The organism is Endozoicomonas sp. SESOKO2, assembly GCF_024606245.1.
Classification (GTDB): Bacteria; Pseudomonadota; Gammaproteobacteria; order Pseudomonadales; family Endozoicomonadaceae; genus Endozoicomonas_A.
In genome coordinates, this window is sequence record NZ_JAHHPQ010000665.1 from 1 (window position 1) to 14,635 (window position 14,635).

Genomic DNA, 14,635 nt, shown 5'->3' on the forward strand with positions numbered 1-14,635 from the left:
TCGGCAGCGTCAGATGTGTATAAGAGACAGTTCAGGGCTTCGGCTTTTCTGGCCGCCCTGGGATACGGACTGAGAGGCATAGCTCTGCATTTTGGTCTCGATATGCTGACATCGACACTGCTGGCGTCGTGCACCATCGGGCTGCTGTCTATTCAGTTAGCACATTGGGTGCACACGCCCACAACTGTGTTCATGGCACCTGCCGTTATTCCGATGGTGCCGGGTGTCTACGCCTACAGAAGTATGATGGGGCTCATAGAAATGAGTCAGACCGCCACGTTCTCAAGCGATCTTTTAATGCAGACCATCAGTGATGGGCTGAATACGATATTTATTCTTTTATCCCTGGCCGTCGGTGTCACGATTCCATCCCTGCTCTTTAAGAATCGCAGCGTCAAAGACATCCGTTTGTTGAAATCCCGCCGACCCAGAGTTTAGTGCCCCCTTCATAGATGCGCAGCGGCTTAAGCTGTCATCCAGGGAGTCTCAGGCAGTTTGTCGAGATTCTGCTCATATCTCCTCAGATTAAACGATGCATTATTTTGAATGACATCGATAATTTCAACAGAGAGCGCGCAGGCGATGTAGTCCATGGCTTCCTGTCTCTCCATACCCGTCATAGTCAGCCTGAGTAGCGTCTCCTTGACTCTTGTGGGGTTATTCTCAGTCACCTGATTTTCAACGATTTCCAGCAAATGGGCCTCGGTGACCAGATCATCATCACTCATAACGGTTTTCCAAACGAACAAATTAGTTAATCTTAGCGTTTTAACCCATTGATTGGCAGCTTGGCGATGACTGAAGTGATTGAGATACGGGAAGACTATTATTTGATCAACTTTCAGTCGCTGCTGGATTTCGTTACTTATCAATATGAAGACCTTTTGGTGGATGATGAGAGCACTTTTATCAACCACTTCCGTAATGCCTCTGAACCTGCCCGGCGTCTCTACGTCCGTCTGATTTGCAGAAAGGGACCTTTGTTTCGTTCAGACACATTGAAATATCCGGAGATATTGGACATAACCCCGGCGGCCCGTGAACTTGAGAAACTGGGGTTAATGGCCATCAATACTGATACTGACGTCTCAGAAATGGTGAAGCTTGGCACCAAAGCGGAGCTTTTAAAGTGGTTCAGCTCAGTCAGTGACATTTCCTCAAAGCTGAAAAGACCTGATCTCGTTGAACGGATTGTGACCGAAGTCTCTCAGTCACCCACTCTGCCTTTTGATATCTATGAGCCTCTTTTCGCAGAACAAGTTAAGAATCTACAGTTCCTTTTTTTTGGCAATCTCCATCAGGATTTGACTGAATTTGTGCTGCAGGACCTGGGGCTCAATAAGTTTGAAAATTATTCTTTGGAAAAAAACAGTCGACTTTTCAAAACCCGATCAGAATTGAACGACGCTTTAAAACTATCACAATTAGGCATTCTCGCTTACGAGGCAGAGTTTGAAAAAGACTCTAAAGCCCTCTGCTATTTACAACATGAACTACCCGATCAACCTGCCAGCCCCATTCTAAAAAGACGGTTCAGTCGCCTGGTCAACCGAATCGCCAGAGCCTTGGAGCGAACAGAGCAGTTTGATGAAGCTCTGAGGCTGTTTGCACAATCAAACCTGCCTCCAGCCACCGAAAGAATGGCTCGCATCCGCCACAAACTTGGAGAGATAGAAGCCAGCAAAGCTATTTGCACAACTATTGTGAACAACCCTGCCAGCGATATGGAGCTGGAGTTTGCCAAACGATTTATCAGAAAATTAAAGGGCGACAGAGCCTCACGAAAACAACCCCGGTTTTCTGAAAAACACCTTTCCCTTTCGGACAACAGTGAAAGGGTTGAACTTCAGGTTCAAAAACACTTCCAGAATAAAGGCTGGGAAACGTTCTATGTAGAAAACACACTGATCTGTGGATTAGCGGGTCTGCTGTTCTGGGACATTCTGTTTGCCGATATTCCAGACGCCTTTTTCCACCCTTTCCAAAGTGCGCCTGCTGACTTATCGACCCCCGACTTTTATCGTAAACGACAAGCCTTGTTTGAAAACAGATTCAGACAACTGGAAGCGTCCAATGTGACCCGGGAGGCTCTGACAATTTACGAACAAAAGCAGGGCATCGCCAACCGGTTAGTCTATTGGCCTCGACTGTCAGAAAAGTTAATCACTCTCGCCTGCGATCTGATTCCCTGGACTCACCTGAAAGCGATGCTGGAAAAGCTGGTTTTCGACTTTGCCCATAATCGTACTGGCTTCCCTGACCTGATTCTGTTCAAGCCAGAATCTCAGGAATACCGATGGGTGGAAGTAAAAGGCCCTGGCGACCGGCTTCAGGAAAACCAGAAGCGCTGGCTTGCCTTTTTTGCTGAACGCGATATGCCGGCTGAAGTGATTTATGTGGATTGGCTTAAAAGGGTCAGGGAACACCCAAAGCATGTGAATCAGGGTTAATGCTTTAGATGCTTTTTCAGACTAAATTTCATACAAAAGTTTCCTCTTGCCCATCCGACTCTGGATTATTCCTTCGATAAGGCGGTGGAGGGTCTGCAGGTGCAGTTAGCGTGTCTATTTCTCGATAGGGTGGCGGTTGCATTGAAATAATGGGCGAATAATTACAGCTACCGGAATTTTCATCAGCCCCTGGTAAATCCTCAAGCACGGGGGCACTTACGGGCTGGTTCGTAACTGGCAAATGCCTCTGACAGGCAACACTTGCCTCAGTTATACGACGGCAACGGATACTGCAGCCATCGTTCTGATATGCATTGTAAGCGGTGTAAGCCAGGCAACCAACACAAGAACCAGTAGGAAAACCGGCAATCAATCCTGTGTAAGTATTAGTTGTTGCGAGAGCAATCAAATTCCCTGAAAATCCACCAAGCGCAGCTCCTAAGCCTGTAAAAACTCCACCACAAATCGCGTGTTTTCTGGCACTTTGCGACGTTGGGTCTGGGCAAATGCATTCTACTACGGTTGCACTTCCTGCTGCCTGCATAACCTACCTCCTTTAATATTTTGTTTCGTGATTATTTAATTGGACTTAAGTACAATAAAAAAGTTCCTCAGTTTTTTGTTAGAAAAAAATGAATATTTCTCTCTGTCATAACCACGGAGCAGCAGGCACTACAAGGTCAGCCGGATAATCTTGTCTGTAGTCTTTGATATGTGAAGTGGCGGAGTTGACTGAGCCCTGAAAGGATCGCTATTCGGTGTAACCATGGCCAATCAATGAAATGGCGCTCTCGTAGGGAATCGAACCCCAATCTCAGCCTCCGGAGGGCCGCGTGTTATCCGTTACACCACGAGAGCATTAACTAACGCAGCTTCGACAGGGCTGAATGCGGTTAGAGTTCTTATCCAGCTGAGCTGCGGCTGCTTGAAACCACTTTACTACAGTGCTTTCAGCGGAGGCCAATATTACTGATCAGCTTCCTGTCTGTCTATGGCTTTTTGCCGCAAACAGGGTTTTAGTCACTGGTATCTAAAGCTGAACAGCTTTTGGCAGATTCGTCAACAAATAACCTTTCCCGTGGCAAGAGTTTGCAAAGAAAGCGTGGCGCTTCCATATAGCCAATTGACATCTTTCCCCACCTGAAGAGGGTGTCTTACGCGAATTGAGGATAATATGAAATCTGATCTGGACAAACATGACACTGGCCTCTATACATAATGCGTAAATCTGAAAGCATCATTTAATAACAAAGTCAGGGACTCCGAAGTTGATGCATTCCTTTGGAGTTTTTTGTAATGCTTGTTCTCTTGATTAAAATTAAAATGGTGTAGCCGTTTATGCGCTTGTTTCTTTCTTTAGTTTTCAACTTAAGTTTAACAATCAGCATAGGCTACGCGGACGTGTGTCCAATTTGTCTACATGAAATTGACAGTGGTCAGCAAAGTACCAGCCTTTGCTGCGGACATGATTTTCATGAGGATTGCATAGAGACATTACGATCACATCATCATGATCTATTATGCCCGGTTTGTAGGCAACGATCCCGAGTACATCGTGGTGCAAGTTCAGCAGATCATAGAATTTGTTTTGAGCAAGAACCTATGTCACAGGCACTTACCAGACCAGAGTCTCAGGCATCAATGATTGCTGTACTACAAAAAGGGCCGGCAAGTCCAAAATTACTGGTTTATGCTGCTCCATTCGTAGAATCACAAAAAGATTTCCCAGCAAGAGACGATACTGGCAGAGAATTATACGAAACATTATCTACTTTGTTTTTTCAGCGTTTATCAGAGTTAAGCGAAGCCGATAAATCGAAATATGAAAAAGGTCTTGAAGAGCTCGTGAATTTTCTAAACGAGCCAGAGACAGAGACGCAATGACAGCTGGTTTTATTGAGTGCATGTTCTGTAAGTGTTATAGCAATAGTAACTTATCTTTAACTTTATAATGGCCGACTCCGTCGTTTCATGCTGCTCAAAGTCAACCAGCATTTGAACGTTTTATTCTGTTGTAAAACCAGGAGCCATTCGGTTGCATACTCCCGAACCTCTTCCAGAGACTCAAAGAGGTGTTCGTTTACCCAGCTGTATCGAACGACTCTAAGTACCAATGTTTATATTTATATAAAATATACAATAAAATCAATTAGTTAAACAATTAGCTGATATAACAAACGTTTTGTTCTATAATCCGCGTTGCTTAAAAAGAATTCGGTTACTGGCGGTGCCCTGAGCACACAATCAATAAAATCATCGCAATGGTTTATTCAGGTCCACAAGATGTAACCATAAACAGCATAAGCGTTGAGATGTCTGCCGTAGCCGCTGGCTAATTACATGGTGCCGCAGACCTTTGTCGATATAGGGGATAAGTGAGTGTCTCGGGTAACTCAAGTACGTACGTTAATGGCCTTGGTCGGTGGCCTGTTTTCTATTCTGGCGTTCGCCAAGCCTGCTGAACTGGATGAAATTTCCCGTAAAGAAGTAGCCGAGCGAATTGCACCTGTTGGCTCAGTGTGTCAACAAGGTGAAGAGTGCGCTGCCAATGTGGGCGCTTCTGCCAGCACCAGCAGTGGTCCTCGTTCCGGTGAGCAGATCTTCAATCAGTTCTGTACAGCCTGTCATACTTCCGGTCTGCTTGGCGCTCCGAAAAAAGGTGACAAGGCTACCTGGGAAACCAAACTGTCTGCAGCGGGTGATTTCAATAAACTACTGGCTAGCGCCATCAAGGGTGTCGGCAGCATGCCTCCAAAGGGAACCTGCATGGATTGCTCCGACGAAGAGATCAGCCACGCTATCGAATATATGAGTGGCCTCAAGCCCTGACAGGCTTTCAGTCCACAGGCCTTCAGGCCAGTGGACTGACGAAACCCTCCGGCTTCACTGCCAGAATTGAACAGTAGATATTGTTCAGAATATTCTCAGCCGTATTCCCCATCAGCATTCCCCGGGCATGACGGCTCAGAGTTCCCATTACGATCAGATCCACATTAATTTCATTGGCTAAATTCTGTATTTCTCTGGCAGCGCTGCCTTTCAAGAGATGTACTTTTACCTTGTCAGAGTCAGGATCAATGCCCGCGTCCAGCAGTGTTTTATCCAGTCTCTGCTGGTAGCGCTGATGGGTACTCTCCTGAAGATCATAGACCTCTTCGTCACCCAACATCCTTAATGCAGGTTGGTTCAATGGTAGATTCCAGACCGACACTATATGCAGCTCCGCATCTTCCTGACTGCTGAGGTAATGGCCATGGAGGAGCAGACTTCTATTGAGGGCCAATGCATCACTGTCCGGATCACCAACATCGACCGCTACCAGAATTCTACCAGTGAAATCAGGTAACTGATCCCTGCAGGCCATCATCAATACGGGAACCGGACATTTTCTCAGCAATGCGAGATCATTACCCGTTAACTGATTACGAACCAGTGCCCCGCTAGGATCCGCGAGTTTGATGACCAAATCCACACCGAACTCTTCAATCAAACCCGCGATGAGCTGTCTGGGCTTGCCAGCGACAATATGAACTTCAGCATCAATGCCTTCTTCCCATGCCAGCTGCCTGAGCTTTTCGGCATCCAGCTCCAGCTGTTTTTTCATAACGGCCTCAAGCTTGCCTTCCAGAGGGATAAACTGAAGCTTGCGCATGACTTCCAGGCTTTGATCAAAAAAGGCCATGATCAGTCTGGCGTTATTGTCAGCTACCAGCCTGAAGGCCTGTCTTAACTCGAGTTCGCTGGTATGGCTTCCGGTGATGGCAACCATAACGGTCTTGAAGGCATGCATTGTCAACCCCTCATAAGATCATCTCACCAATAACCGGAATAATAGACAGCACCAGTAAAAGCGCCATAGCGATGTTAAACGCCCTTTGATAAGACGACTGTTGCAACATCTTATTCAGACGAACACCGAAGAATAACCATACACCTACACAGGGAACCGCAGCGACCAGAAAGGCCAGCGCAATGACAAGCACTTGCAGAAACACATCTCCGGACACCGTTGTATAAGCAGCCACGGCACCTGTCGCCATAATCCATGCTTTCGGGTTTACCCATTGAAACAGGGCTGACTGTATAAAAGTCAGTGGTCTGGATCTGCCGCCATTGAGATCGACAGGTGAAGACTTTGCAATGAGCCAGGCAAGGTACAGAAGATAAGCGACACCCAGAACCTTGATGATATCGTGCAGAACCGGAAAAAGATCAAACACCGCCCCCAGCCCCAACCCCACAAACAGCACCATCAAAGGAAAGCCCAGACAGATGCCTAAAAAGTGAGGGATGCTCTGCCGGGTACCATAATTCATACCTGAGGTCATGATCATGACATTATTGGGTCCCGGGGTAATCGTACTGGAAAAAGCAAAAGCCAGCAGGGGCCACAAAACAACACTTAACTCACCACTCATCATAAGCCTCCTGTTACGGTTATCAGGCCTTTCAGGTAGAGTACAGCGCGACCACGCAGCAAAACCCTGTCCTCACACCATTCACACTCCAGTTGCCCTGTTCTCGGGGAAATTTGTTCAGCTTTGAGTGTTCTTTTGCCCAATAGTTCAGACCAGTAAGGAGTTAGCATAGTATGAGCTGATCCAGTGACCGGATCTTCTTTTATGGCGACCTCAGGTCCGCCAAACCAGCGGGAGACGAAATCCACACCCACTCTTTCCGAACGAGCAGAAATAACCACACCGCGCACCCTGCTGTTCTTCAGGCCGGTGAAGTCCAGGTTCAGACTGGCTACTGTTTCTTCATTGGGAGCAACAATTAACAGATCATCTTTATTGAATCCGGAATCCAACGCTTCAAAGGGAAGCTGTTTTGCAACTTCTTCTGGAATGGGCTCATGAGCAAAGGAAGCCGCCGGAAAATCCAGTTCAATCAGGTCTTCTTTGAATCTGACGTTTAAAAGGCCGGATAAACTATCAAAAGATAACTCTTCTGATTGATCTCCCAGCTCATGTCGGATCACATAACTGGCTGCCAGTGTCGCATGCCCACACAGACTGACCTCTGCACCCGGTGTGAACCAGCGAATGTAATAACGTCCATCCGCGCCAACAATAAAGGCTGTTTCTGAAAGGTTATTTTCCAGAGCTATGCTTTGCATCAGTTCATCAGACAGCATCTCTTCGACCGGGCAGATAGCAGCTGGATTACCTCGGAACAGTTCACTGGTAAAAGCATCGACCTGATAGATGGGAAGCACTTTCATTGTTCATTCCTTTCTTATGTTGCCTGGTGAAAAGCGATTTACACTCTCTTGTTTTGCTTGCCTTTGCTTTCAACGTTGGCGACCCTGACCAACCCTTTTTAAACGATTATTGTCGTATGCTTGCTTCTGCATAGCTGAAAGTTCCAATGATTCACGCATAAATTGTCACCATACAATTTTATTTTTATTTTACTTTTCCATTTGATTGCAGTGTAGAGGGTGCTTAGAATCGATCAACTCTTTTATTGTCACCATGACAATCATGCAAAAAAACTAAATCTATGATCGACTGGCAACCAAATCTGGATCGATTTTCCGGACCCAAATACAAAGCTTTGGCTGACGCCATAGAAGAGGCCATAACAGGGGGAGAGCTGAATAGTGGCGATCGACTGCCCACACATCGCTCTCTGTCTGACCAACTGGGCGTCACCGTCGGGACAATTACACGTGGCTACGCTGAAGCTGAACGACGACGGCTTGTTACCGCAAGAGTGGGAAGCGGTACTTTTGTTCTTGGTAAGGTCTGGAATAAAAGAGACTTCTCAATTCCGCAGCCCCGGCCATCCGACCTGATCGACCTCAGCCTCAGTTTGCCTGTCCCGGCCAGCCGAGAGCAGATTCTGGCCAATAGCCTGAGTTCAGTGGCCGAAAAATGGCAACAACTTTCATCTTTACTGGACTACCACCCGGAAACGGGCATCTCCCGGCATCGTGAAACCATGGTGCGCTGGATGCGCTATCACGGTATGGAAGCGGAATCAGACAACATTCTGATAACATCCGGTGGACAGAACGCCAATATGCTCACTCTCCAGGGACTGCTGAGGCCCGGAGATGTTATCGCATCAGAACATTTGACCTACCGCGGATTTATTAATGCTGCCAGACAGTGGCAGCTTCGCCATATCGGGTTGGCCATGGACCAGCATGGTCTGACGCCTCAGTCGCTGGACCAATGTTGCCATCAATTCAAACCGCGCCTTCTTTATCTGATGCCAAACCTTCAGAACCCAACGGCCACTTTGATGCCACTGGCCAGACGTCAGGAAATTCTGGACGTTGCTGCTGTGCATAATCTTGTGATTCTGGAAGACGATGTGCAGTTTATTCCGCCTGAAGAGCGGTTACCATCTCTCTACAGTCTTGCCCCGGAACGGGTGGTTTATACTACGAGCTTTTCCAAATCTCTGGCAGGAGGGCTGAGAGTCGGTTTTATTTGCAGCCCGGAAGACCTTAACCAGAAAATCAGGATCGCCATGCAAAACAACTGCTGGAGCACTCCCCCGCTGATGTCAGAAGTAGTAACAGAATGGATTGACTCCGGAGAAGCCCGGCAACTGACAGTCTGGCAGCGGGAAGAAATTCTGTACCGGCAGCACATTTTGGAAGAAACTATCGGGCATCTGGATATCCAGTCACAGCCTTACAGTTTTTATGCCTGGCTCAAGCTGCCGGAACCCTGGCGGGCAGAAACATTTGTCCAACAGCTGGAAAGTAAAAATGTTAAAGTGCTGCACTCTGAAGTGTTTGCGGTTGGCAGCTCGGCTGCACCTCAGGCCGTCAGAATCTGCATCAGCAGTCCATCATCAAGAGATCAACTCAGAAGAGGTCTGGAAACTATCAGCGCAATGCTGGCCTCTGAACCCAACCCTGTTTTAAGACCCATTGTCTTTTAAATAGCCTATTGAATGGTTTTTTAGATGAAACAATTGAACACTTCCTGGTTTAACGGTGTCCTGGCTTTAGCAGGCTGGCTGATCTGCATGACGACCCAGTCAAGCTGGGCTGTCGCCGCGACGGTAGTCATTCTAATGATCCATTTCTCCACCTCCGGTTACTGGAAAAAAGAGCGGGAGATTCTGGTTATCACCCTGATTCTGGGTAGCGCCCTGGATAGTGTGATGAGCAATATAAGTGTTCTTCAGTTTTCCGGTGAGAGTCGAATTCTTCCTTCATGGCTGGCTTGTATCTGGCTAATGCTAGGGTTGACCATTCGTCATAGTCTCAATTGGCTTGGTAAAAACAGACTGACTGGTAACTTGTTTGTTATTATTTTGACCGCAGTACATTACTTCCTGTTGTTACAGTTCACCTATGTTACCTCCCATCTGCCAACATGGCAGGCAGTGGCTATTCTTTCAATATTCGCAACACTAGTTATTAATATTATTCTGACATTTTCTGATATCTGGCTAGAAAAATATGAACGACAGACTACCGAATGATCGCTCATTGCTGAGGCAGAAAAATCACCGCCACTGGATTTCTTCGACAAAAACAGCTCCGAAAGGAGCCCAGTATAAAATACACTTACATAAAAGCATCACTTTCCTTACATAAAATATTGCAAGATAACGTCATTTCTGTGTAGCCTGACAGCATTTCCAGGCGATGAGTGCTACTAGTGCGCGCACAATAATAAAGGAACGTATTTTATGACCGTCTCAGCATCCCCTGTTAACGCCAGTGACTTCCTGAATCAAAAGGCAACTGATATCAGGTGCTGGTATGAGTCCGGCACTCAACCCATAGAGGGCCTGAATGTTCGTAAAATGCCGGCTCGTGCAGAGCCTCTTGAATATATACCCAGCCAGGGTAAAGCCAAAAACAAGGCTCGTTTCAAACTGATCGTCAGTAAGAGCTTTAAGCTCTGGTCGATAGACCTTGAAATGAGCTTTTTCTGCCAGCCCTGGTTAAGCAATGACGGTATAGCCAACCCACCTGGTTTGCTTTTCTCAGTCATTGATGACGAAAATACAGCCCACCCGATTGAATACCTGCCGATGGTGTTCGACTGTGATGAAGAGGGTATGAACGCACAACAGTGGTTCAGCTTCTGGATTCAAAAGATTCTGAAAAGACCTTCCATCAAAATTGTCTTTGCCTATAAACAACTGATTTCCTCTGAGCTTGACGACTGAAGGATTGTTTCATTAACGTGACACATGCAGTATTACTAATGAGAACCGGAGCCTGATTTGAGTTATTCGTAACCAAAGGCTCCTTTCTTTTTATTTCCGGCTATGTATACAATATTTGCTAGTACTTAATAGAAACAGACAGGGCTTTCTTAGTCTGGAAAACGCGGGGTTAGTACTTTAGTTTTTCCTGCCATCTAACACTTTTGAAGGAACAATATGCATCGTCTACTCCTGTTTTTCTTCACTGCTTCACTGTCGTTCTTCTCATACGCAGAATTCGGTCAATTTACTCATCGCTGGGTTGCTGTATTTGACACTGGCCTTGTTAACAGCTGCGATGCACAACGTCTTATTGAAAAGTTGAATGGCCTCTCTTCAGAGACAACGCTGTCACTGTTGCGCCCCTTCGGTTCCTGCGGAATTATTTTTCTGTCCGATGCACTGTTGGATCCTGAAACCCTTATTAAGCAAGACTCATCCATTCGATATATTGAACCCGATGGAATTAACAAAATCCTGCCGGTAATGCCAACCACCCATTAACAAAAACATATAAAATCTACTGCATTAACTAAAAGGGACTTTTACCTCCCTCCCCTAAAAAGAAAGTAGCAATGTCAATATAATCGAATAAAAGATCATACCCTTATTAGTCAAAACGATGGTTGAAACATCACTTTCCTAAAAAACTTTCTGCACCGCACAGACAACCCAGTGCATTTAAAAATGTCAACAATGGCAGCAACATCAACCTGGTGACCCGTTGCCTGACATTAAACTCCCCGAACCCCCATTATTCCCTAATTACTTCTACTTCTGTTAGTGCTAAAGTGCGCAATTTTTTCGCTTATCTTTCTTGAGCACCCCAATGAGTTCTATAGACATCAACAACATCAAGCTGACTGAATACAGCAGTGGCGCAGGTTGCGGCTGCAAGATATCGCCTCAGATTCTTGACGGCATTCTGAAAACCAACCTTCAGTTGCCCGACTTCCCGGGGCTGATTGTCGGCAATTCCAGTAAGGATGATGCTGCTGTTTTTGATATGGGAAATGGTGAGGGAGTGATCAGCACCACCGACTTTTTCATGCCTATTGTTGATGATCCCTTCGATTTTGGCCGAATTGCTGCCACCAATGCGATCAGTGATATCTATGCCATGGGAGGTACGCCGATGATGGCTATTGCCATACTGGGCTGGCCAGTGAAAATTCTGCCCCCTGAAATTGCCGCAAAAGTTGTAGATGGGGGTCGCCAAGCCTGCGCAGATGCCCGCATTCCTCTGGCAGGTGGACACAGCATTGATGCTCCCGAACCCATTTTCGGACTGGCGGTCACCGGCAAGGTACCGCTGGAGCAGCTCAAGCGCAATGACCAGGCCCGGGCAGGGAGCAGGCTTTACCTCACCAAACCTCTTGGTGTGGGCATTCTGACTACAGCTCAGAAGAAAAAGCTGCTCAAGGATGAACACCGCCACCTGGCTCGTGACGCCATGTGTACTCTTAACAAGATTGGCGCAGAACTGGCGCAATTACCGGGTATCAGTGCCATAACTGATGTCACAGGATTTGGCCTGCTGGGTCACCTGATTGAAGTCTGTGAAGGCAGCAAAGTAGCGGCCACTATCAAAATGAACAGTCTGCCACTGCTCCCACACGTCAGTGAATACCAACTTCAAGACTGCATTCCGGGGGGCACTTTACGCAATTTTGACAGTTATGGACATAAGGCCGGGGCGGTCACAAAAGAGCAAAAACAGCTCCTGTGCGACCCACAGACCAGTGGTGGCTTACTGGTAGCTGTTGATAGAGAGAGTGAAAAAGCGTTTCTGACCCTTACCCGCCAGTATGGCCTTTCACTAGAGCCTATTGGTGAGCTGGAAAAGTATGCACAAGGCCCTTTGGTGAGGATTCAGATTTAAGCGGCCCAAAAAAAGCCCGACGGAAGTGTCGGGCTTTAAAATTGGGTTAGATTGTACGGTTACCGTATTCGCTCGAAGGCTTTTTGGGCGGATCAGCGGTAACGTTTGATGGGACTTCTTCTATCTCACCACCGGATTCAAGAAAGGCCTCTACCTGAGCGTTGAGACTCTCTCTGAGTTTTTTCCGGGACTCTACTGTGCGCTGATCAGCGGGTTCGTCTCGACTCCCCAGAAAACTGATATCAACCCCGTCAAAACCAGCAGCAGCTTTTTTCGGCGTTTTCCGTGCCATAGCTATTTCCTCTTGGATACTGGTCAATGGAGCAATCTGTGCTCCAACCCATATTTTTAGACTTTAGTTCCGATTTTTTTAAGTTATAGTCCAGCGTTGTTAAAACGCCAGTCGGTCTGAGTCCTCCGTCAATATACTGCTATTAAAAAAATCAATGAATTTATAATTACCTATATAGATTACCTTGTAAAGTCACAATCAATAGACGTTTTCCACCGCGCTCTTTGTGCTCTCCCAACCAGAGCCCCTGCCGGGTTCCCAGATTGAATCGGCCCTCAGTGATGGGCACCATGACACCAGCGCCCCACAGGCTCGACTTTATATGGGCCGGCATATCATCAGCCCCGCCAAGAACATGGCGATAGTAGTCGGCATCATCCGGAATAGCTTGAAGGGAAAACATTTCCATATCGTGACGAACATCCGGATCTGTATTCTCATTCAGAGTGAGGGATGCGGACGTATGCTGAATAAAGATATGAGCCAAACCCATCTGATACTTCGAAAGCTCGGGAAGCTTTGACTCTAACTCATCAGTTATAAGATGAAAGCCCCTGTCTTTTTCCGATAGTAGAATCAATTTCTGATACCAGGCCATATAAAGTCTTCTCCTGTCTTGCCGAACTGCATTGAGCCATTGAAGCCTTTTACTCAGCTTAACGGGCCTGCTTAATGATTCAGAGATATTGGCTCAATCTTTTACTGTTTCTCTCTTTTCTGGCCACATCGTCCTACGCCAACGATTTGAATAAGTTTGGTTGTGATTTTCTCGACATGCAGACTTTTTACATGGAGGAGCTGGGCGTCAGTGATGTCATTATTATTCATCTGACTCAAAAAATGGATACGCCTGAGATAAAGGGTTTTACCCAACAACTCGGGCCGAAAAAGTACCTTATAGCCCTGGCAGAAGGTCTGGAACCCAGCGAAATAAGAGTCACCATGGCTCACGAACTGGTCCATGTCCGGCAGCTGGAAGAAGGCTCTATCGAAAACAAGGAGTTCGAAAAACATTATCTGGACAGAAGCTTCGAAGATGAAGCCTTTCGGCTAAGCCTGCCAATGGCTGCCCGATTCTACACCAGCCATTCATGTAATGATCAAGAGTCTGGCAATAGCCTTTAACCTGAAAGCTATGAAGACGTCCCATCTCGCTCCAGGAACCTGCGAAGCTCCGGAAGTTAGCTTCATTCAGAAATCCACTGCCCCATTTCCAGAAGCCTTATAAGTGATAAATGAAGCCACTCACGAAGACTGCTACCAACAGGCTATGCCAATTTTTTATGTCGTAGCAGAAATGATCATAACTCTTGATACCCATCCGCGGCATCACCTAATGGAACGGGTAGTTTCCTCTTGAACTTCTTAACGGCTACGATAGCTGAAACCACGGCAACCAAGACCACAACACCCGCGGTAATAAGCCCAATACACCAGTCTGGAAATTTTGGACTCAATACAGGCGGCAGTTTGTCAAGACCCAGAGAAATCACTTGCATCCGCACATGCCGGACACCCTTCTCAACATCAGCGTCTGCAACTGCCAGATAGGCTTTATTGCCCACAAAGACCGGGCGCATTGACCTACGTGCCGGAGCCTTGAATGCGGTGTCAACACGATGGACATTGACCTGGTTTTCATAAGTAACGACAGACAATTGCCCATTACTGTTGTAAATAATGGTGTGCAAAGAATTTTTCGCAGTCACCAGTCTAACAGTTAAAAACCTATCCGATGTGCCTGAAGAAAAACAAACTGTATCGTCAAGAATAAAAGCGCCATCCATCTGTCCATTGTCAGTGGCGAACCGGCGAATAGAAAGC

At 46.7% G+C, this 14,635-nt stretch carries 17 protein-coding genes, 1 tRNA gene and 1 pseudogene; 11 read left to right on the forward strand and 8 right to left on the reverse strand.

The window, feature by feature from the left end; genetic code table 11:
- Positions 1 to 438: threonine/serine exporter family protein (locus KDK17_RS16280; RefSeq protein ID WP_257288541.1), on the forward strand; the 438-nt coding region annotated here is incomplete at its 5' end.
- A gap of 26 nt (positions 439 to 464) precedes the next feature.
- Here the strand turns inward: KDK17_RS16280 and KDK17_RS16285 are convergent.
- Positions 465 to 749: a hypothetical protein gene (locus KDK17_RS16285; protein ID WP_257274857.1), complete on the reverse strand. Its 285-nt coding sequence runs from the start codon at positions 747 to 749 to the stop codon at positions 465 to 467.
- A gap of 45 nt (positions 750 to 794) precedes the next feature.
- On the opposite strand from KDK17_RS16285, the gene KDK17_RS16290 reads away from it, so the two are divergent.
- Complete coding sequence (locus tag KDK17_RS16290) at positions 795 to 2,450, forward strand: VRR-NUC domain-containing protein (protein ID WP_257288542.1); 1,656 nt, start codon at positions 795 to 797, stop codon at positions 2,448 to 2,450.
- Positions 2,451 to 3,233: 783 nt separating this feature from the next.
- Here KDK17_RS16290 and KDK17_RS16295 read toward each other — a convergent pair.
- Positions 3,234 to 3,308: transfer RNA gene (locus tag KDK17_RS16295), tRNA-Arg, on the reverse strand.
- Positions 3,309 to 3,788: 480 nt separating this feature from the next.
- On the opposite strand from KDK17_RS16295, the pseudogene KDK17_RS19660 reads away from it, so the two are divergent.
- The 3 genes and pseudogenes from KDK17_RS19660 to KDK17_RS16310 all read left to right on the forward strand — a co-directional run.
- Positions 3,789 to 3,974, forward strand: a pseudogene (locus KDK17_RS19660) (RING finger domain-containing protein); the annotation flags it as partial.
- A gap of 117 nt (positions 3,975 to 4,091) precedes the next feature.
- A complete protein-coding gene (locus KDK17_RS16300) occupies positions 4,092 to 4,334 on the forward strand; it encodes a hypothetical protein (protein WP_257280909.1) in 243 nt (80 codons plus the stop codon).
- Between the two features lie 495 nt (positions 4,335 to 4,829).
- Positions 4,830 to 5,279: a c-type cytochrome gene (locus tag KDK17_RS16310; RefSeq protein ID WP_257280910.1), complete on the forward strand. Its 450-nt coding sequence runs from the start codon at positions 4,830 to 4,832 to the stop codon at positions 5,277 to 5,279.
- 22 nt (positions 5,280 to 5,301) lie between these two features.
- Here the strand turns inward: KDK17_RS16310 and KDK17_RS16315 are convergent, their stop codons facing one another.
- From KDK17_RS16315 to KDK17_RS16325, 3 genes are read right to left on the reverse strand one after another with little or no spacing between them, the layout of a single operon-like run.
- On the reverse strand, positions 5,302 to 6,240 hold the full coding sequence (locus tag KDK17_RS16315) for a universal stress protein (RefSeq protein ID WP_257276393.1): 939 nt from the start codon (positions 6,238 to 6,240) through the stop codon (positions 5,302 to 5,304).
- A 10-nt stretch (positions 6,241 to 6,250) separates the two neighbouring features.
- On the reverse strand, positions 6,251 to 6,871 hold the full coding sequence (locus KDK17_RS16320) for a LysE family translocator (RefSeq protein WP_257288543.1): 621 nt from the start codon (positions 6,869 to 6,871) through the stop codon (positions 6,251 to 6,253).
- Complete coding sequence (locus tag KDK17_RS16325; RefSeq protein ID WP_257288544.1) at positions 6,868 to 7,674, reverse strand: PhzF family phenazine biosynthesis protein; 807 nt, start codon at positions 7,672 to 7,674, stop codon at positions 6,868 to 6,870. Before KDK17_RS16325 ends, KDK17_RS16320 begins: the two co-directional genes overlap by 4 nt.
- Positions 7,675 to 7,955: 281 nt before the next feature.
- Here KDK17_RS16325 and KDK17_RS16330 point away from each other — a divergent pair, with 281 nt between their 5' ends.
- The 5 genes from KDK17_RS16330 (at position 7,956) to selD (ending at position 12,519) form a co-directional block, all read left to right on the forward strand.
- Positions 7,956 to 9,353 (forward strand): PLP-dependent aminotransferase family protein, encoded by a 1,398-nt coding sequence (locus KDK17_RS16330; RefSeq protein WP_257276390.1) that lies wholly within the window; start codon positions 7,956 to 7,958, stop codon positions 9,351 to 9,353.
- Positions 9,354 to 9,377: 24 nt separating this feature from the next.
- Entirely contained in the window at positions 9,378 to 9,902 is a 525-nt protein-coding gene (locus tag KDK17_RS16335; protein ID WP_257276389.1) for a DUF2878 domain-containing protein, read from the forward strand.
- A gap of 210 nt (positions 9,903 to 10,112) precedes the next feature.
- Positions 10,113 to 10,598, forward strand: a complete 486-nt coding sequence (locus tag KDK17_RS16340) for a hypothetical protein (RefSeq protein WP_257276388.1) — start codon at positions 10,113 to 10,115, stop codon at positions 10,596 to 10,598.
- Positions 10,599 to 10,814: 216 nt separating this feature from the next.
- Positions 10,815 to 11,141 carry a hypothetical protein gene (locus KDK17_RS16345; protein WP_257276387.1) on the forward strand — a complete coding sequence of 109 codons (327 nt, stop codon included), beginning with the start codon at positions 10,815 to 10,817 and terminating at the stop codon, positions 11,139 to 11,141.
- A gap of 325 nt (positions 11,142 to 11,466) precedes the next feature.
- The gene (gene selD / locus KDK17_RS16350; protein ID WP_257288545.1) at positions 11,467 to 12,519 is read left to right on the forward strand and encodes a selenide, water dikinase SelD; all 1,053 of its coding nucleotides are present in this window, start codon (positions 11,467 to 11,469) and stop codon (positions 12,517 to 12,519) included.
- A 46-nt stretch (positions 12,520 to 12,565) separates the two neighbouring features.
- On the opposite strand, the gene KDK17_RS16355 is transcribed toward selD, so the two are convergent.
- The gene (locus tag KDK17_RS16355) at positions 12,566 to 12,811 is read right to left on the reverse strand and encodes a hypothetical protein (RefSeq protein ID WP_257276385.1); all 246 of its coding nucleotides are present in this window, start codon (positions 12,809 to 12,811) and stop codon (positions 12,566 to 12,568) included.
- 166 nt (positions 12,812 to 12,977) lie between these two features.
- Positions 12,978 to 13,409 (reverse strand): secondary thiamine-phosphate synthase enzyme YjbQ, encoded by a 432-nt coding sequence (locus KDK17_RS16360; RefSeq protein WP_257276384.1) that lies wholly within the window; start codon positions 13,407 to 13,409, stop codon positions 12,978 to 12,980.
- 74 nt (positions 13,410 to 13,483) lie between these two features.
- Here KDK17_RS16360 and KDK17_RS16365 point away from each other — a divergent pair, with 74 nt between their 5' ends.
- On the forward strand, positions 13,484 to 13,936 hold the full coding sequence (locus KDK17_RS16365) for a hypothetical protein (RefSeq protein ID WP_257288546.1): 453 nt from the start codon (positions 13,484 to 13,486) through the stop codon (positions 13,934 to 13,936).
- A gap of 176 nt (positions 13,937 to 14,112) precedes the next feature.
- On the opposite strand, the gene KDK17_RS16370 is transcribed toward KDK17_RS16365, so the two are convergent.
- On the reverse strand, positions 14,113 to 14,635 hold a 523-nt coding region (locus KDK17_RS16370; RefSeq protein ID WP_257288547.1), incomplete at its 5' end, for a hypothetical protein.